Below are 17,178 nucleotides of genomic sequence, written 5' to 3' on the forward strand. Positions count from 1 at the left end.
CCGGAGAAGCCGCCGTGCGCCGCCGCCTGATCAACTCCACGCTCGCCGTGGTGCTCGTCGTCATCGCCGTCTTCGGCGTCTCCCTCGTCATCGTGGAGACCCGCACGATCGCCGGCAGCGCCCAGGAGAGCGTGGACTCGGAGGCGCTGCGGATCGTCTCCATCGTGGACAGCCGCCTCATCGAGGGCGAGCCGGTCAACCCGGACATCCTGGCCGAGCAGAGCGGAGCCAAGCGGTACGCCCGGATCGGCATCCCCGGCCGTGCCCCGATCGAGATCGGGGAGCGGCCCGGGGGCGAGGTCATCCGGGGCACGGCCGAGGGCGAGCGCGGCGAGACCGTGACCGTCGAGGAGTCCCGCTCGGCCGTCACCGCCGAGGTCGGCCGCACCCTCCTGATCATCGGCGCGGTGGCCCTGCTCGCCGTCGTCGCCGCCGTCCTCCTCGCCGTGCGGCAGGCGAACCGGCTGGCCTCGCCGCTCACCGACCTCGCGGAGACCGCCGAACGCCTGGGCTCCGGCGACCAGCGCCCCCGGCACAAGCGGTACGGGGTGCCCGAACTGGACCGGGTCGCGGACGTCCTCGACGCCTCCGCCGAACGGATCGCCCGGATGCTCACCGCCGAGCGCCGGCTCGCCGCCGACGCCTCCCACCAGCTCCGCACGCCCCTCACCGCGCTCTCCATGCGCCTGGAGGAGGTCGCCCTCGCCGACGACCTCGACACGGTCAAGGAGGAGGCGACGATCGCGCTCACCCAGGTCGAGCGGCTCACCGACGTCGTGGAGCGGCTGCTCACCAACTCCCGCGACCCCCGGACCGGCTCCGCCGTCGCCTTCGACCTGGACGAGGTCGTCAAGCAGCAGATCGAGGAGTGGCGGCCGGCCTACCGCAGCGCCGGACGGGCCATCGTGCGCTCCGGCAAGCAGGGGATGCGGGCCGTGGGCACCCCGGGCGCGGTCGCCCAGGTCCTCGCGGCCCTGATCGAGAACTCGCTCATGCACGGCGGCGGCACGGTCGCCCTGCGGACCCGGGTCACGGGCAACCAGTCGGTGATCGAGGTCACCGACGAGGGACCGGGCGTCCCGGCCGACCTCGGCGCGCGGATCTTCGAGCGGGCGGTCAGCGGCCGCAGCTCCACCGGCATCGGCCTGGCGGTCGCCCGCGACCTCGCGGAGGCGGACGGCGGGCGCCTGGAGCTCCTCCAGCAGCAGCCGCCGGTCTTCGCGCTCTTCCTGGGCCGGGAGGTCAGGGGCGTCTCGGAGCCGCAGGAGCCGCCGGAGCGCCCCGTACGGTGAAGGGCCGGGGCGCGCCCCACCCGGCCGCCGGGCGGCCCGGCCGCTCAGACGCGGTCGGGCTGGCGGCGGGTCGCCTGGCGCGGAGTCTGCTCCAGGAACGATTCGGCGGTCTGGACCGCCTCCTTCGCGGGCAGGGCGCGGAAGACCCACGTGCGGTACGACCAGAAGCGGAACAGGGTCGCGACCGCGATCCCGAAGAACTTGAAGAAGTTGCTCTGCAGGGGCGAGTCCCAGCCGAAGCCGTACGTCGCCGTGTACAGCAGGCCGTTCTGGATCACCAGGCCGACCAGGCTGAAGACGAGGAAGAGCGTCATCTCCTTGGTGCGGCGGCTCTTGTCCCGGTCCTTGTAGGTGAAGTACCGGAAGCCGACGTAGTTGAACGCGATCGCGACGACGGTGGCGACGACGCTCGCCCGTACGACCTGCAGGTCCGAGAAGTGGCGCACGAGGTTGAACACCCCGAGGTCGACCAGGACCCCGATCGCCCCCACGGCCCCGAACTTGGCGACCTCGCGGAAGAGCCGGTCGAGTCGCGTGCGCAGCGCGCCGGGTTCACTCATGGTGATGGCTCTGTCCCGTCCGTCCGGATGACGTCCGGGTGACGTCAACCAGTCCATGCTAACCAGGGCCCCCGGCACATGCCGGTGCGCCTCGGGAACCCCGGCCGGACCCGGACCCGGCCGGGCCTCCCGCCCCCGGGCCCCTCCGGCCGCTCCGTACGGGCTCCCGTACGGTCCGGAAGGGGCCTTCTTGTGCCAAACCACAGCCGGACGCGTGCTCCGCGGTGGTGCGGATACCCTAAGAGGGTGACGTTTCCGGTAGTCGGCATGGTCGGTGGCGGTCAGCTCGCCCGTATGACCCACGAGGCGGGCATCCCCCTCGGCATCAGGTTCAAGCTCCTCAGCGACACCCCGCAGGACTCGGCGGCCCAGGTGGTGAGCGAGGTCGTCGTCGGCGACCACCGCGACCTGGACACGCTGCGTGACTTCGCGCGTGGATGCGACGTGATCACCTTCGATCACGAACACGTCCCCACCGAACACCTGCGGGCCCTGGAGGCGGACGGCATCCCCGTTCGGCCGGGGCCCGACGCGCTGGTGCACGCCCAGGACAAGGGGGTGATGCGCGCCCGGCTCGACGCGATCGGCGTGCCGAGCCCGCGCCACCGCATCGTCGCGGACGCGGCGGACGCGGCGGCGTTCGCGGCCGAGGTCGGGGGCTTCCCGATCATCCTCAAGACCGTGCGCGGCGGCTACGACGGCAAGGGCGTCTGGTTCGTGCGTTCGCCCGAGGACGCCCGCGACCCGTTCCTCGCGGGCGTCCCGGTCCTCGCGGAGGAGAAGGTCGACTTCGCGCGCGAGCTGGCGGCGAACATCGTCCGCTCCCCGCACGGCCAGGCCGTCGCCTACCCGGTGGTCGAGTCCCGCCAGGTCGACGGCGTCTGCGACACCGTGATCGCGCCCGCCCCCGGCCTGTCCGAGGAGCTGTCCGGGCAGGCGCAGGAGCTGGCGCTGCGGATCGCCCGGGAGCTGGGGGTCGTCGGCCACCTCGCCGTGGAGCTGTTCGAGACCACGGACGGCCGGATCCTCGTCAACGAGCTGGCGATGCGCCCGCACAACTCCGGCCACTGGACCCAGGACGGCGCGATCACCTCGCAGTTCGCCAACCACGTCCGGGCGGTCCTCGACCTGCCCCTCGGCGACCCGCGCCCCCGCGCGCGGTGGACCGTGATGTGCAACGTGTTGGGCGGCGACTACCCGGACATGTACTCCGCGTACCTGCACTGCATGGCCCGGGACCCGCAGCTCAAGATCCACATGTACGGCAAGGACGTGAAGCCCGGCCGCAAGGTGGGCCACGTCAACACCTACGGCGACGACCTGGAGGACGTGCTGGAGCGCGCCCGCCACGCCGCCGGCTACCTGCGAGGAACGATCACCGAATGAGCACCAGTCCCGTCGTCGGCATCGTCATGGGCTCGGACTCCGACTGGCCCGTCATGGAGGCCGCCGCCCAGGCCCTGGACGAGTTCGAGATCCCCTACGAGGTCGACGTCGTCTCCGCGCACCGCATGCCGCGCGAGATGATCGCGTACGGCGAGGAGGCCGCCGGGCGCGGGCTCAAGGCGATCGTCGCGGGCGCGGGCGGCGCCGCCCACCTGCCCGGCATGCTCGCCTCCGTCACCCCGCTGCCCGTCATCGGCGTGCCGGTGCCGCTGAAGTACCTCGACGGCATGGACTCGCTCCTCTCCATCGTGCAGATGCCGGCCGGCGTCCCGGTCGCCACGGTCTCCGTCGGCGGCGCCCGCAACGCGGGCCTGCTCGCGGCCCGGATCCTCGCCGCCCACGACCCGGCCCTGCTCGACCGGATGCGCGGCTTCCAGCGGGAGCTGAACGACCAGGCCACCGAGAAGGGCAAGCGGCTGCGCGCCAGGGTCGAGGGCGCCGAGTCCTTCGGCTTCGCCCGGTGACCGCCGCCGACCGCCTCGCGGAGGCCCGGGAGCTGCTGGCGGCCCACCCGGTCGTGGACGGCCACAACGACCTGCCGTGGGCCCTGCGGAAGCACGTGCGCTACGACCTGGACCGCATGGACATCGCGGCCGACCAGAGCGCCTCGCTCCACACCGACCTCGCCCGGCTGCGGGCGGGCGGCGTCGGCGCCCAGTTCTGGTCGGTGTACGTGCCCTGCGAGCTGGCCGGGGACGACGCGGTCAGCGCCACCCTGGAGCAGATCGACGTGGTCGACCAGCTGCTGGAGCGGTACGCGGCGGACCTCGCGCCCGCCCTGACCGCCGACGACATGGAGGCGGCCCGGAAGCAGGGCCGCATCGCCTCCCTCAAGGGCGCCGAGGGCGGCCACTCGATCAACGACTCCCTCGCCACCCTGCGCGCGCTGTACGCCCTGGGCGTGCGCTACATGACGCTCACGCACAACGACAACAACGCCTGGGCGGACTCGGCGACCGACGAGCCGGGCGTCGGCGGCCTCTCCGCCTTCGGCCGGCAGGTCGTCCGCGAGATGAACCGTTCCGGCATGCTGGTGGACCTCTCGCACGTGGCCGCGACGACCATGCGGGACGCCCTCGACGCCACGGCCGCGCCGGTGATCTTCTCGCACTCCTCGGCCCGCGCGGTCTGCGACCACCCGCGCAACGTCCCGGACGACGTCCTGGAGCGGCTGCCCGCCAACGGCGGCGTCGCGATGGCCACCTTCGTGCCCAAGTTCATCCTCCCCGCCGCCGTCGAGTGGACGGCGCGGGCGGACGAGAACCTGCGGGCGCACGGCCTCCACCACCTCGACACCACGACGGAGGCGATGAGGCTGCACCGCGCCTTCGAGGAGGCGAACCCGCGGCCGGTCGCCACCGCCGCCACGGTCGCCGACCACCTCGACCACATGCGCGAGGCAGCCGGGATCGACCACATCGGCATCGGCGGCGACTACGACGGCACGGCCTTCACCCCGTCCGGCCTGGACGACGTCGCCGGCTACCCGAACCTGATCGCGGAACTCCTCCACCGGGGCTGGTCGCACGGGGACCTGGCGAAGCTGACCTGGTCCAACGCGGTCCGCGTCCTGCGCGACGCGGAGGACGTCTCCCGCGACCTGAGGAACCGTACGGCCCCGTCGAACGCGACGATCGAGTCGCTGGACGGCACGGCGGCCTGACGCGAGGACGCCCGTGGCCCCCCTTCCCGGCCGGGAAGGGGGGCCACGGGCGTCCTCGCGGGGTCCTCAGTCGACGCAGAGGCAGAACGGGTGGCCGACCGGGTCGGCGTACACGCGGAAGTCGCGGCCGGGCCCGCCCGCGTCCAGGAGCTTGGCGCCGAGCGCGAGCACCCGCTCCTCGCCCCGGTCGAGGTCGTCCACGGTCAGGTCGAGGTGGAACTGCTGCCCGCCCTCCTCCTCGGGCCAGCGGGGCGCGACGTACCCGGCGACCTCCTGGAAGGCGAGCCGGGTGCCGTCGTGCCCGGAGAGCACCACCCAGGAGTCGCCCTCCTCCGAGTCCTCGGAGAGGCGCGGGGAGCCGCCCAGGATTCCGGCGTAGAAGGTCGCGAGGGACATCGGGTCGGGACAGTCCAGGACGACGGACCGCAGGGTGGCGACGGGCATGGCACTCCTCTTTCGCGTGGACTCCTCCGCGGGGACGGGACGCCCCCGCCGTCCCCTCCTACCCGCGACGCGGCGCGGCAAGGCGGTTCCGTGCCTGGGCGCCGCCCGCGCGGCCCCGTCCGACCCTCCCGGCCTTCCGGGTGCCGCTCCGGGGCCCTACGCCCGCGGCCGCCCCATCGCCCGGTACGTCCACCCGGCCGCCCGCCAGCGCTCCGCGTCCAGCGCGTTGCGGCCGTCCAGGACGGTCGGGGTCGAGACCGCCGCGGCCAGCTCCGCCGGGTCGAGGTCGCGGAACTCGCGCCACTCCGTCAGGTGCAGCACCACGTCGGCGCCGCGCACGGCCTCCAGGGCCGAGTCCGCGTACCCCAGGGTCGGGAAGAGGCGGCGGGCGTTCTCCATGCCCTTCGGGTCGTAGACGGTGACCTGGCCGCCCTGGAGGTGTATCTGCCCGGCGACGTTGAGGGCGGGGGAGTCGCGCACGTCGTCCGAGTCCGGCTTGAAGGTGGCGCCGAGGACGGCCACCCGGCGGCCCAGGAAGGAGTTCCCGCCCAGGGCCTCGCGGGCCATCTCCACCATCTGGCCGCGCCGCCGCATGTTGATCGAGTCGATCTCGCGCAGGAAGGTCAGCGCCTGGTCGGCGCCCAGCTCGCCCGCGCGCGCCATGAACGCCCGGATGTCCTTCGGCAGGCAGCCGCCGCCGAAGCCGATGCCGGCCCGCAGGAACTTCGCGCCGATCCGGTCGTCGTGGCCCAGCGCCTCCGCCAGCTTGGCGACGTCGCCGCCCGCCGCCTCGCAGACCTCCGCCATCGCGTTGATGAAGGAGATCTTCGTCGCGAGGAAGGAGTTCGCGGCCGTCTTCACCAGCTCGGCCGTCGGGAAGTCGGTCACCACGAACGGCGAGCCCTCCCCGACCGGCACCGCGTACACCTCGCGCAGCAGCTTCTCGGCCCGGCCGGTCTCCCCGCCGCGCACGCCGATCACGATCCGGTCCGGGTGCAGGGTGTCGTCGACGGCGAAGCCCTCCCGCAGGAACTCCGGGTTCCAGGCCAGCTCCACGCCCTCCGGGAGCAGGGTCGCGAGCCGCTCGGCCGAACCCACCGGCACGGTCGACTTGCCGACCACCAGGGCCCCTTCGCGCACGACCCCGGCGAGGGAGGCGAAGGCGGCGTCCACGTAGCTCATGTCGCAGGCGTACTCGCCGTGCTTCTGCGGGGTGTTCACGCAGACGAAGTGCACGTCGCCGAAGGCGCCGACCTCCTCCCAGGAGGTGGTGAACCGCAGCCGCCCGCTCGACCCCTCGACCCCGGCCACGTGCCTGGCCAGCAGGTCCTCGAGCCCCGGTTCGTACATCGGGACCCGTCCGGAGGACAGCATCTCGATCTTCTCGGGCACGACGTCGAGCCCGAGCACCTCGAAGCCCAGCTCCGCCATGGCCGCGGCATGGGTGGCGCCGAGGTAGCCGGTGCCGATCACGGTGATCCTGAGGGCCATGCGGTACTCCAGTGGTGTCGGGCGGAATGCCTGCCCGAGCATAGTCCCGCCCTGGCCGGAGGCTCCGGCACGGCCTCCCCTTCGGGTTGCCCGACGGCAGTGGGAGAGCCCGGGAGCGAGTGGACGCGGCGGGTTCCGGCGATTTCGATCTGTACCGGCCTCCGGAGGAGCACGAGATGCTCCGGGAGCCGGTGCGCGCGCCGGCGGAGGCGAGAAGGAGGCCCCGACCTCCTCCGGCGCCGCCGCCGAGTGCTTCGCCCCCGGCGTCGCCATGGAGGTCGCCACCGGCGCCGTCCAGCTCCTGGACGGCCACGGCCGCACCCGCGAGCACCCCGTCGAGCGCATGATGCGCGACGCCGGGATCACCCGGATCTGCGAAGGCGCCCACCGGGTCCGGCGCACCGTCATGGCCCGCGACCTCCCGTAGGCACGGGGAAGGGCGCCCCTCGCGAGGAGAGGGCGCCCTTTCCGTACGTCCGGCGGGGTCAGTGGTTCGACTCGACCGTGACCTTCTCGTCGTTCCTGATCTGCTCGACCAGCTGCTTCACCTTCGGCATGTCCCACCGCAGGGAGTTCTGCGGCGCGGAGCCCGCGATCGGCATGTTCATGGACTTGCCGTCGCCGCCGCTGATGCCCTTCATCGCGAAGAACATCTTGCCGAGGTCGTACAGCGACATGTCCTTGTCCACGATCAGCGTGTCCAGACCGGCGCCCAGCGTCGGGTACAGCGCGAACGGGTTGAGGATCGTGCCCGGCGTGGCCGCCTGGTTGGCCAGGGCGGAGAGGAACTTCTGCTGGTTCTTCGTCCGCGCCAGGTCCGACTCGGCGAACGCGTACCGGGTCCGGACGAAGGCGAGGGCCTGCTCGCCGTCGAGGGTCTGCGTCCCGGCCTGGAAGTCGGCGCCGGACTTCTTGTCCTTGAACGCCTTGTCGATGGTCAGCTCGACGCCGCCGAGGGCGTCCACGATGTTCGCGAAGCCGGCGAAGCCGATCTCCGCGTAGTGGTCGATGCGCAGCCCGGTGTTGAACTCCACGGTCCGCACGAGCAGTTCCGGTCCGTCCATCGCGTAGGCCGCGTTCAGCTTGGAGCCGCCCCGGCGGGCCTCGTACTTCTTGCCCGACGTCGAGCCGACGAACGACGGGATCGTCACCCAGGAGTCGCGCGGCAGGGAGACCATCGTGTTCCCGCTGGAGCAGGCCGCGAGGATCATCATCGAGTCGGTCCGCTTGCCCTCGGCGGAGCCGGTGTGCAGCTTCTTCTTCTCCTCGGCCGACATGCCCTCGCGGCTGTCGGAGCCGACGATCAGGTACGTGGTGCAGTCGCCCTCGGACGGCCGCTCGATGACCTTGGAGAGGTCGACCTCGTTGCGCATCCGCGAGCTCGCCCAGGCGTACGTGCCGATGCCCCAGGCGAGGAGGGCGACGACCAGGACGATCGAGCCGACCTTGAGGCGCTTGCGCCAGTCCGGGGCGGGGCCGCCGGGGCCCCGCGGGTCGTGCTGCGGGGGGACGGTGCCGCGTCCGCCGCCCTGGGGGCCGCCGTACACCTGGCCCGTGTTGTAGCCGGAGTCGTACCCCGTGCCCCGGGCCTGGGTGAAGCCCTGGTCGTACCCCTGGTCGTACCCCTCCTGGTCACGACGGGGCGGCTGCTGCGGGACCTGCGGGCGCCGCACATGGCTCATCCTGCGGGGACCCTCGGGCCGGGGGTTCGCGGGGCCGCGGCCGTATCCGCCCTCATCGGGCCAGTCATTCATACGGACCAGTGTGCCGGGCGGGCCTCCGCGTACGACAGGGCGGGTGGAGGATCGGGGCGGGGCTGTTGCCAAGCTGATGCAAAGCGGGCCGAACGGGGACGGCGGAAGGGCCCGGCATAAGGTGGAGGGCATGACAGATCAGGGCGATATTCCGGGCAAGCCCGTCTCGGCCTCCCGCACCACCCTCAGCCACATCATGACCAGCCACGACACCAACCTGCTCGGTACGGTGCACGGCGGCGTGATCATGAAGCTGGTGGACGACGCGGCGGGCGCCGTCGCGGGCCGCCACTCGGGCGGCCCGGCCGTGACCGCCTCCATGGACGAGATGGTCTTCCTGGAGCCGGTCAGGGTCGGCGACCTGGTGCACGTGAAGGCCCAGGTCAACTGGACCGGCCGGTCCTCCATGGAGGTCGGCGTACGGGTCATGGCCGAGCGCTGGAACGAGTCCACGCCCGCCACCCAGGTCGGCTCCGCCTACCTGGTCTTCGCCGCCGTCGACGCCGAGGGCAAACCCCGCCCCGTCCCGCAGGTCCTCCCGGAGACCGAACAGGACAAGCGCCGCAACCAGGAGGCCCAGATCCGCCGCACCCACCGCCTGGCCCGCCGCCGCGCGATCAAGGAACTGCGCGAGCGCCGGGCGGCGGAGGGGTACGAGGACTAGCGAGCCGGTCCTCGAAGCCGTCCGGGTGCCCAGGCCCGGCGGTGGGCGCTCCGGACGCGAACCGCCGCGGGTGCGGGGAGGCAAGGTGTGTTCCTCGCGTGCCAACCGCGCCTGCCTGCGCAGACGGGGGATCCGGTGCACGCTCCCGGAGCCGGCCGACCGGACCCGCACGCGCCGCAGATCCTCCGGTGGTCGCCCGCCGGCTTTCGACCGGCAGGACTGCAAGGCGCGTGACGCGGTGGAGCGAGGGATCGGCCGCCTCGGGCGGCACCGGGCTGTTGCGACCGGATACGACAAGCTCGCCGTGCGTTTCGAGGCGGCCGTTCACGTCGCGGCGATCAGCCGGTGGGTGTGAACCCCGGCCGCCGGGCCGTGCCACCCCGGCCGCCGGGAACGAGCAGCAGACCCAAGGGGAGGTCCCGCGGTCGCCGACTGGCCCGGCTACGGGCGGGTGGCCCCCGGGCCAGGACCGCCTGTCTCCCCGCATCCGTCCGATAATCGGTTGCCTTGTCGGAGGCGCTCCCCAAAGGTGAGGCAGTGACCAAGACCGACGACATGCCTCCCATCGACGCGGCCCGCTGGCTGTACCTCTACGAGAACGACTGCCCCGCCCCGGCGGCGGCCGAACTTCCGGCCCTCGTCGCGGAACTGGCCGAGGCCCTCCGCCACCCGGACCCGGACATCCGCGACGGTGCCCCCTACGTGGTGTTGCGCACCTGGATCCGGCGGGACGTCATCGACAAGCCGATGCGCACCCGGCTGGGCGCTGTGATGGCCGGCCGGTTCGACGACCCCGACATCCAGGCACGTACCTTCGCCCCGCTCGTGCTCGACATGATCGTCGGTCGCGGCGACTTCGACCCGACGTGGCTCGCCGCCTTCCGGCGTTGGTTCCCCGCCGAGACGGACCTGCGCGGGTACGACCGCGAACTCGGCTGGCTCCACGCCGTCGCACACGGCGCCGACCTGCTGGGCGCCTTCGGGCTCCACCCGGAGGTCGACCCGAAGGAGATGCTGGACCTGGCGGCGGAGCGGCTCGTGGCCCCGACCGACGAGATCTTCGCCCAGCAGGAAGACGACCGTCTCGCCCAAGGCATCGCCCGCACGCTGACCCGCCCGGAACTCTCCGAGGCCGAGGCCACCGGCTGGCTGGACGCGATCGAGACGGACTTCGCCGCCGGCCGGCGCGGCGTTCCCACCGTGGCCGCGCACACCTCCAACGCCATGCGCACGCTCAGGATGCTGTACCTCCTCGCCGACACCGGCGTCCGGATCGACGGCGCCCCCGCCCCCGTGCACCCCCCGCACGCGGAAGGACTGAAGCGGCGCCTGACGGAGGTACTGGCCCCGGTCTTCCAGGGGGCATGACCGCGGGTGCCGCCGAGGGGTGCCCCTCTCCCGGAGAGGTGAGGCGTTCCGGTCGACGGGCACCCGACACCAACCGGACCAGCCGGCCCGATGGTTCCTCACACGCGGCCCAGGACGTACGGGGGCCGTACGCGGGGGAGGGACGTGCGCGGGCCGGGCCCGGCTACGACGGGCACGTCACCTCGTTCCCGGTGACCGCCTCGAACGGCGTCTCCGCCTCCTCGGCCCGCACCGCCCGCACGCCCCGGTAGTCCGTCCCCACCGTCACCCGCAGCGTCGCGCCCCTGCCCTCCACCGCCCGCAGCTCCGCGCCGGGCAGGGCCGCGCCCAGGGTCTTCGCCGAACGGTCCCAGCGCGGGTCGTACTCCACGACCGTGCGCTCCCGGACCGCTCCGGGCGCCGTCCTCGGGGACCCGGTGGTGGCGAAACCGGCCCCGCGCAGCGCGGTGTCCACCTTCCGGCCGAGCCCGTCCTTCCGGGTCCCGTTCCGGACCTGGACCCGGACCTCGGACGGCGGCACGTCCACCACGGCACCGGACGGGGCCTTCGACGGGGCCGCCGTCCTCCGCGGGGCCAGCGGCCGGTCCTCGCGCAGCGCCCGGAAGAGGTCCATCGCCTTCGCCGCGTCCCACTTCACCGTCGAGCCGATGCCCTTCACCGGGAAGCTCATGTCCCCGACCGGCACGGACACGAACTCCGACGACGCCGGGGTGAGGCCCCGCATCGCCCTGGCCAGGGACAGCAACCGGTCCGTGCCGAAGCCCTCGTCGGCCCGTACGGAGTCCAGCATGCTCGTGGCCACCGCGCGGAACCGCACCGGGTTGAGCAGCACCCCGCCGCTCGTCATCCGCTCGACGAGGGCCGCGAGGAACCGCTGCTGCCGCTGCATCCGGCCGATGTCGGCGGCTCCGTCGACGTGCCGGGAGCGCACGTACTGGAGGGCCCGGCCGCCGTCCAGCTCGTGGGTGCCGGGGGCCAGGTCGAGCCCGGTGTACGCGTCCTTCAGCGGCTTCGTCGTGCAGATCTCCACCCCGCCGACCGCGTCCACGGTCCGCATGAAGCTGGTGAAGTCGACCTCCAGGTAGTGGTCGATCTTGACGCCGGTCATCGACTCGACGGTCCGCACGGTCAGCGCGGGACCGCCCTCCGCGTAGGCCGCGTTCAGCTTCACCGGGTGCGCGTGGTGCTTCTCGCCGGTGGTGAGGTCGGTGTGCTCGGGCATCTCGGCGTACGAGTCGCGCGGCAGGCTCACCACGCTCGCCCGCTCCCGGTCCTGCGAGAGGTGCACCAGCATCACGGTGTCGGTGCAGTGGCAGGGCTCGCCGCCGAGGCGGTACCGCTCCTTCTCCTCCGGGGTGATCCGGTCCCGGCCGTCCGTGCCGACGACCAGCACGTTCATCCCGTGCCCCGCCTGCGGCCGGTTCTTCATGTCCTTGAAGGGATCGACGCGGGTGAGCCCGGTGTCGAGCCCGGTCACCAGGGCGTGCCCGACGCCGCCGGCCGCGAGGACCGCCACGGAGAGCGCCGTCGCCGTCCGCACCCCCCACCGGGGCCGCCGGCGGCGCGCCGGTACGCGGCGGGCGGCGGGCCGGGGACGGGGCGTGCGGGACGGTGCGGGCACGGACGGACACCTCCGCGGGCGCGGGACGAGGGAACCATGAGCACCGTAGGCCCATACGATCAGCGCAAAGGCGCACCACCCGTCCGGCGCGCACCGGTGTCCCCCGTTCGCGGTAACGTGGCGGGCGATACCGCCGTCTCGCCGGGGACGATCCCCGTACCGCCGAGGAACCATGCTGCCCCCCGTCTCCGTGATCATGCCGGTCCTCAACGAGGAACGGCACCTGCGCAATTCCGTCCGCCACATCCTGGAGCAGGAGTACGACGGCGAGATGGAGGTGGTGATCGCGCTCGGCCCGTCCACGGACCGCACCGACGAGATCGCCGCCGAACTCGTCCGCGAGGACCCCCGCGTCCACACCGTGCCGAACCCCACGGGCCGTACGCCCGCCGCCCTCAACGCGGCGATCAACGCCTCCCGCCACCCGATCGTGGTGCGCGTCGACGGCCACGGCATGCTCTCCCCGGACTACATCGCCACCGCCGTACGGCTCCTGGAGGAGACCGGCGCGCAGAACGTCGGCGGCATCATGCACGCCGAGGGCGAGAACGCCTGGGAGGACGCGGTCGCCGCCGCGATGACCTCGAAGATCGGCGTCGGCAACGCCGCCTTCCACACGGGCGGCGCGGCGGGCCCCGCCGAGACGGTCTACCTGGGCGTCTTCCGGCGCGAGGCCCTGGAGCAACAGGGCGGCTACAACGAGGAGTTCATCCGCGCCCAGGACTGGGAGCTGAACTTCCGCATCCGCGAGGCGGGCGGCCTGATCTGGTTCTCGCCGGAGCTGCGCGTCCAGTACCGCCCCCGGCCCACGGTGAGGGCCCTCGCCAAGCAGTACAAGGACTACGGGCGTTGGCGCCACGTGGTGGCCCGTTACCACCGGGGTTCCATCAACCTCCGCTACCTGGCCCCGCCGGCCGCCGTCTGCGCCATCGCCGCCGGCGTGGTCGTGGGCGCCACCCTCACCCCGCTCGGCTTCGTGGTCCCGGCGGGCTACCTCGCCGCCGTCACCGCCGGTTCGGTCCCGGCGGGCAGGGGCCTCCCGCTCAAGGCCCGCCTCCGGATCCCCGTCGCCCTCGCCACGATGCACATGTCGTGGGGGTACGGCTTCCTCACCAGCCCCCGCTCCCTCGCGAAGAAGGTCGTCGCGAGCCGCCGCCCGGCGGTGAGGGCGGGCGAGAACGAGACGGTCTGACGACCGCGTCCGTACGCACGGCGAAGGCCGGGTCCCGGTGGGGGACCCGGCCTTCGCCGTGGGCGGGGGAGCGCGGTCAGCTCTTCCCGTCCCACTTGTAGACGGAGTAGATGTCCATGCAGTCCGCCTTGTCGTCGGCGCCCGCGGGCAGGTCGCCCGCGGCGTGCGTCGGCGTCTTGTAGACGGCGCCCTCCCGCCAGTCCGAGCCCACCACGACGGTGATGCCCCCGGCCTTGGCGTCGGCCCGGACCTTGGCGTCGGGCAGGCCGAGGACCTTCGCCACGGACAGGGCGTTCGCCTTGCCCCGCTCGCCGTCCGCCGTCGGGTACCAGACGACCGTGTCCTTGCGCGGCTGGGCCTCCTTGGAGGAGTCGGCCTGGGTGAAGCCCTTGCCCCGGAGGGTCTCCTTCACCTTGCCGGCCCTGCCCTCGACCGGCGGTTCACCGTCGCCCGCCGTGCCGTTGACGACCGTCACGGCGAAGGAACCGGGGGCGTCGGCGGGCGTCTTCGGCTTCGCGGGGGCCCCCGGCTTCGGCTTGGCGCCGGCCTTGGCCCCGTTCTTGTCGAAGGCGATGTCGTCACGCAGCATCGACCACATCTTGTCGGCGGCGGACGGGATCACCTCCAGCCACTCGTCGGGCTTCGGCGGGTACGGCTTGGTGGGGACCGTGGCCGTCGTGAGGCGGTCGATCTTGACGTTCTTCAGCTGCATCGAGAGGTCGAAGAGGCCCTTGACGGTGCTGATCTCGTCGGAGACGTGGAGGGCCTTCGTGGCGGTGTCCGCCAGCCCCATCAGACGGCCGGTGTCGTTCCAGGCGTTCTGGCCCTGGAGCTTCTTCATCATGCCGCTCATGTACATGTGCTGGGCCTTGGCGCGGTTCGGGTCGCTGCCGAACGCGTGCCGGGTGCGCAGCCACTGGAGGGCCTGCTCGCCCTGGATCTCGGTGGTGCCCCTCTTCAGCTTCAGGCCGGAGCCGCCCTTCACCAGTCTGGTCGGCTTGTCGTAGACACCGGTCTTCACGCAGACCGGGACGCCGCCGACCTCGTCGGCCATCGCCACGACACCGGCGAAGTCGACCATGATCCAGTGGTCGATGTAGACCCCGGTGAGGTTCTCCCAGGTGGTGAGGGTGCAGCCGGGACCACCGCGCTGCAGGCTCTCGTTGATCGGCCGGTTGCTCGTGCCCGGGTAGGTCTTGCCGGCCTTGTCCTTGCACTCGGGGATCTTGACGACCGTGTCGCGCGGTATGGAGACGATCGAGGCGTTCTGCCGGTCGGCCGAGACGTGCAGCAGCATCTGCACGTCGGCGAGCGGTGCGCGGTTCTTGTCGTCGCGGCCGCCGCCCAGGGCGATGTTCTTCTCGTCCTCCCGGCTGTCCGAGCCGATGAGGAGGATGTTCAGCGGGGTGTCGCCGAGCGCGTTCGGCGCGGCCTTCTTCACGCCGCTCTCGCCGCCCGCGCGGCTGTCGCTGCGGATGTTGCCGTTCAGGTGCTCGTAGTACAGGTATCCGGCGCCGGCCGTGCCGAGTATCAGCACCGCCAGGGTGACCGCCACCCAGCGCAGGGCCTTGCGTTTGCCCGCCTTCCTGGAACGCCGTCGCGCGCCGGCGCGGCGGTGGCCGCTACGCGCGTCACCCCCCGCCGTGCCGCGCCGCCGCTCCGCGCGGGTCGACGCGTCCGGGGCCCCGGCGGAGGACTCCTCCTCGCCGGGGGCGCCGGTGTCGGCGCCGGTCGCCTCGCCCGCGCCGTGCAGATCGTCGTCCCAGCCCAGTTCACGGGCGTGCGGAACGCTTTTCCGCGTTCCCTCCCCGCGCACGCTGCTCTGTCCCACCCCAGGTCCCCTCATGGATCAGGAGTACGCCGGCGCCCGGTGTTCCCGGGTCACTTGGCGCACACCTTCTTGTCAGCTTCTACCTTCTCGACGTCCGGCGCCTTCACCGGTCCGCCGACGGGCACCCCCGCGCCCTTGAAGTCGGCGCCGAGGACGAGCGTCATGGGCTCGCGCTCCCCGGCGTTCTGCGTGCCCGGCTTGAGCGCCGTGGCGGGCAGGCCCATCATGTCCGCGAGTTTGCGGGCCTGATCGGCCTGGTTCGGTGCGTAGGTGAGCGTGGTCCGCGCCGCCTTCTCGGGAGCGTTGCTCCTGTTGGCGGAGCGGGTCACGCCCTGCTCGTTCTGCAGCCAGTTGATGGTCGACTGCGCCGCGCCCCGGATGCCGCTGCCGTTGTAGACGTCGACGCGCACCTGGGCGGCGGTGGACCGCGCGCCCTTGAGGAGCGCGGCCTGCGCCTGCGCCTGGGCGTTCTTGGCGTCCTGTTCCTTCTTCTTCACCTCGGTGAAGGAGACGTCGTTCTTGATCATCTCGAACACCGGGGAAGCCTTGGTGGGGTGGAGGACGACCGTCGCCCTCCTGTTGGGCGGCTCGTCCGGGTTGTCGATGACGGGGACGGTCATGAAGCTGATGTTCTTCAGGTCGACCTTCCCGATCTCCTTGGCCAGGGTGGTCAGCTTCAGCGCGCTGCCTATCCCCTTGTCCACCGTCAGCGCCTCGGTCGCCGCGTTCGCGACCGAGAGCAGCCGCGTCGGGCTGCCCAGGGTGTCTTCCTTGAGCTGGCGCAGCATCGACGCGAGGAACTGCTGCTGCATCTTGATGCGGTCCAGGTCGCTCTGGTTGCCGAGGCCGTGGCGGTTGCGCAGGAACGCGAGGGCCTGCTCGCCCTGGATGCGGTGGTCGCCCGCCGCCAGGTCGAGTTTGGAGTACTTCTTGTCCCGGAGGGGCTTGGTCAGGCAGACCTTCACGCCGCCGACCGCCGTCGAGAGCGTCTTGACGGCGTTGAAGTCGACCATCATGAAGTGGTTGATCCCCACCCCGGTCATCTGCGTGACGGTGCGCATCGTGCAGCCCGGGTCGCGGCCGTTCACGCCGAACGACTCGTTGAACTTGGTCTTCCCGACCGAACCGGGGATGACCTTGGTCGAGCCGTCGGGCTGCTTCGTGGGGCAGTCCGGGATCTCGGTCTTGAGGTCCCGGGGGATGCTCAGCGCCGTCGCGTTGGTCCGGTCGTCGGAGAGGTGGATGAGGAACGTGGTGTCGGCGTGGCCGGTCACGTTGCTCTTGTTGCCGTAGCTCTCGTTGCCCGCGCCGGTCCGGACGTCGTTGCCGATGATCAGGATGTTGAGCGGCCCGTCCATCGTGGGCGTCCGGACCGCCGCGTCACCGACGTCCACCGTGCCGATGTTGCCGTTGAGCTTCTCGTAGACCAGGTACGCCCCGGTCGCCCCGCCCACCAGGACGAAGGCCATCGTGCCGCCGGTCCACAGCAGGACCTTCTTCTTGCGGGAGGCGGCCTGCCGGGGCCTGCGGCGGCTCGCGGGCGGCTGCGGGCCCCCGCGGCTCTGCTCGGGGACCCGGCGCCGGCGCTGGCCGGGGACGGCCGCCTCGGTGGCGGTGGCGGTGCCGCCCTCGGGGGCGGCGGCCGGGACGGCGGCGGTGTCGCGGGCCCGGGAGGAAGGCCCCGGGTGCTCAGCGGAGTGGTCCAGTCGCAGTTCGTAGTTGCCCGTCTGCGGGTTGAGTACCCACTGGTCGGCGGGGTCGATCTCGTCCGCCCGTCCACGGCTGTGCGCGTCCACGGTTACTCGAATCCTCCGTCGGTGCCACGCGAGGCGCCTTCCCCAGGGGGCGCCGC

The 17,178-nt window shown here is 72.5% G+C and carries 14 protein-coding genes and 1 pseudogene; 8 read left to right on the forward strand and 7 right to left on the reverse strand.

Annotated elements, in window-relative coordinates:
* The first annotated feature begins 14 nt into the window (after nucleotides 1-14).
* On the forward strand, nucleotides 15-1,292 hold the full coding sequence (locus ACFYZY_RS12920) for an ATP-binding protein (protein ID WP_388692817.1): 1,278 nt from the start codon (nucleotides 15-17) through the stop codon (nucleotides 1,290-1,292).
* A 44-nt stretch (nucleotides 1,293-1,336) separates the two neighbouring features.
* Here the strand turns inward: ACFYZY_RS12920 and ACFYZY_RS12925 are convergent, their stop codons facing one another.
* Nucleotides 1,337-1,852 (reverse strand): GtrA family protein, encoded by a 516-nt coding sequence (locus tag ACFYZY_RS12925; RefSeq protein WP_388692818.1) that lies wholly within the window; start codon nucleotides 1,850-1,852, stop codon nucleotides 1,337-1,339.
* 267 nt (nucleotides 1,853-2,119) lie between these two features.
* On the opposite strand from ACFYZY_RS12925, the gene ACFYZY_RS12930 reads away from it, so the two are divergent.
* From ACFYZY_RS12930 to ACFYZY_RS12940, 3 genes are read left to right on the forward strand one after another with little or no spacing between them, the layout of a single operon-like run.
* On the forward strand, nucleotides 2,120-3,238 hold the full coding sequence (locus ACFYZY_RS12930) for a 5-(carboxyamino)imidazole ribonucleotide synthase (RefSeq protein WP_388692892.1): 1,119 nt from the start codon (nucleotides 2,120-2,122) through the stop codon (nucleotides 3,236-3,238).
* Nucleotides 3,235-3,762, forward strand: coding sequence for a 5-(carboxyamino)imidazole ribonucleotide mutase (purE, locus tag ACFYZY_RS12935; protein WP_388692820.1), 528 nt, complete (start codon nucleotides 3,235-3,237; stop codon nucleotides 3,760-3,762). Before ACFYZY_RS12930 ends, purE begins: the two co-directional genes overlap by 4 nt.
* Entirely contained in the window at nucleotides 3,759-4,961 is a 1,203-nt protein-coding gene (locus ACFYZY_RS12940) for a dipeptidase (protein WP_388692821.1), read from the forward strand. The genes purE and ACFYZY_RS12940 overlap by 4 nt, the downstream gene beginning before the upstream one ends.
* A 66-nt stretch (nucleotides 4,962-5,027) precedes the next feature.
* Here ACFYZY_RS12940 and ACFYZY_RS12945 read toward each other — a convergent pair whose 3' ends face one another.
* A complete protein-coding gene (locus ACFYZY_RS12945) occupies nucleotides 5,028-5,405 on the reverse strand; it encodes a VOC family protein (protein ID WP_388692823.1) in 378 nt (125 codons plus the stop codon).
* A 156-nt stretch (nucleotides 5,406-5,561) separates the two neighbouring features.
* Complete coding sequence (locus ACFYZY_RS12950; RefSeq protein ID WP_388692825.1) at nucleotides 5,562-6,896, reverse strand: UDP-glucose dehydrogenase family protein; 1,335 nt, start codon at nucleotides 6,894-6,896, stop codon at nucleotides 5,562-5,564.
* A gap of 226 nt (nucleotides 6,897-7,122) precedes the next feature.
* On the opposite strand from ACFYZY_RS12950, the pseudogene ACFYZY_RS12955 reads away from it, so the two are divergent.
* Nucleotides 7,123-7,323 (forward strand): annotated as a pseudogene (locus ACFYZY_RS12955) (acyl-CoA dehydrogenase family protein); the annotation flags it as partial.
* A gap of 58 nt (nucleotides 7,324-7,381) precedes the next feature.
* On the opposite strand, the gene ACFYZY_RS12960 reads toward ACFYZY_RS12955, so the two are convergent.
* Nucleotides 7,382-8,650: an LCP family protein gene (locus ACFYZY_RS12960; protein WP_388692826.1), complete on the reverse strand. Its 1,269-nt coding sequence runs from the start codon at nucleotides 8,648-8,650 to the stop codon at nucleotides 7,382-7,384.
* Nucleotides 8,651-8,780: 130 nt separating this feature from the next.
* Here ACFYZY_RS12960 and ACFYZY_RS12965 point away from each other — a divergent pair, with 130 nt between their 5' ends.
* On the forward strand, nucleotides 8,781-9,314 hold the full coding sequence (locus tag ACFYZY_RS12965) for an acyl-CoA thioesterase (RefSeq protein WP_388692828.1): 534 nt from the start codon (nucleotides 8,781-8,783) through the stop codon (nucleotides 9,312-9,314).
* A 537-nt stretch (nucleotides 9,315-9,851) separates the two neighbouring features.
* The gene (locus tag ACFYZY_RS12970) at nucleotides 9,852-10,682 is read left to right on the forward strand and encodes a DUF2785 domain-containing protein (protein ID WP_388692829.1); all 831 of its coding nucleotides are present in this window, start codon (nucleotides 9,852-9,854) and stop codon (nucleotides 10,680-10,682) included.
* 163 nt (nucleotides 10,683-10,845) lie between these two features.
* Here the strand turns inward: ACFYZY_RS12970 and ACFYZY_RS12975 are convergent, their stop codons facing one another.
* A complete protein-coding gene (locus tag ACFYZY_RS12975) occupies nucleotides 10,846-12,303 on the reverse strand; it encodes an LCP family protein (RefSeq protein ID WP_388692831.1) in 1,458 nt (485 codons plus the stop codon).
* A 172-nt stretch (nucleotides 12,304-12,475) separates the two neighbouring features.
* Between ACFYZY_RS12975 and ACFYZY_RS12980 the strand changes: the two genes are divergently transcribed.
* A complete protein-coding gene (locus ACFYZY_RS12980; RefSeq protein ID WP_388692833.1) occupies nucleotides 12,476-13,495 on the forward strand; it encodes a glycosyltransferase family 2 protein in 1,020 nt (339 codons plus the stop codon).
* A gap of 76 nt (nucleotides 13,496-13,571) precedes the next feature.
* On the opposite strand, the gene ACFYZY_RS12985 is transcribed toward ACFYZY_RS12980, so the two are convergent.
* Together ACFYZY_RS12985 and ACFYZY_RS12990 are read right to left on the reverse strand one after the other, a co-directional pair.
* Nucleotides 13,572-15,326: an LCP family protein gene (locus tag ACFYZY_RS12985; protein WP_388692834.1), complete on the reverse strand. Its 1,755-nt coding sequence runs from the start codon at nucleotides 15,324-15,326 to the stop codon at nucleotides 13,572-13,574.
* A 50-nt stretch (nucleotides 15,327-15,376) separates the two neighbouring features.
* Nucleotides 15,377-17,122 carry an LCP family protein gene (locus tag ACFYZY_RS12990; RefSeq protein WP_388692836.1) on the reverse strand — a complete coding sequence of 582 codons (1,746 nt, stop codon included), beginning with the start codon at nucleotides 17,120-17,122 and terminating at the stop codon, nucleotides 15,377-15,379.
* Nucleotides 17,123-17,178: the final 56 nt, after the last annotated feature.

This window comes from Streptomyces sp. NPDC001744, assembly GCF_042892575.1.
Lineage (GTDB): Bacteria > Actinomycetota > Actinomycetes > Streptomycetales > Streptomycetaceae > Streptomyces.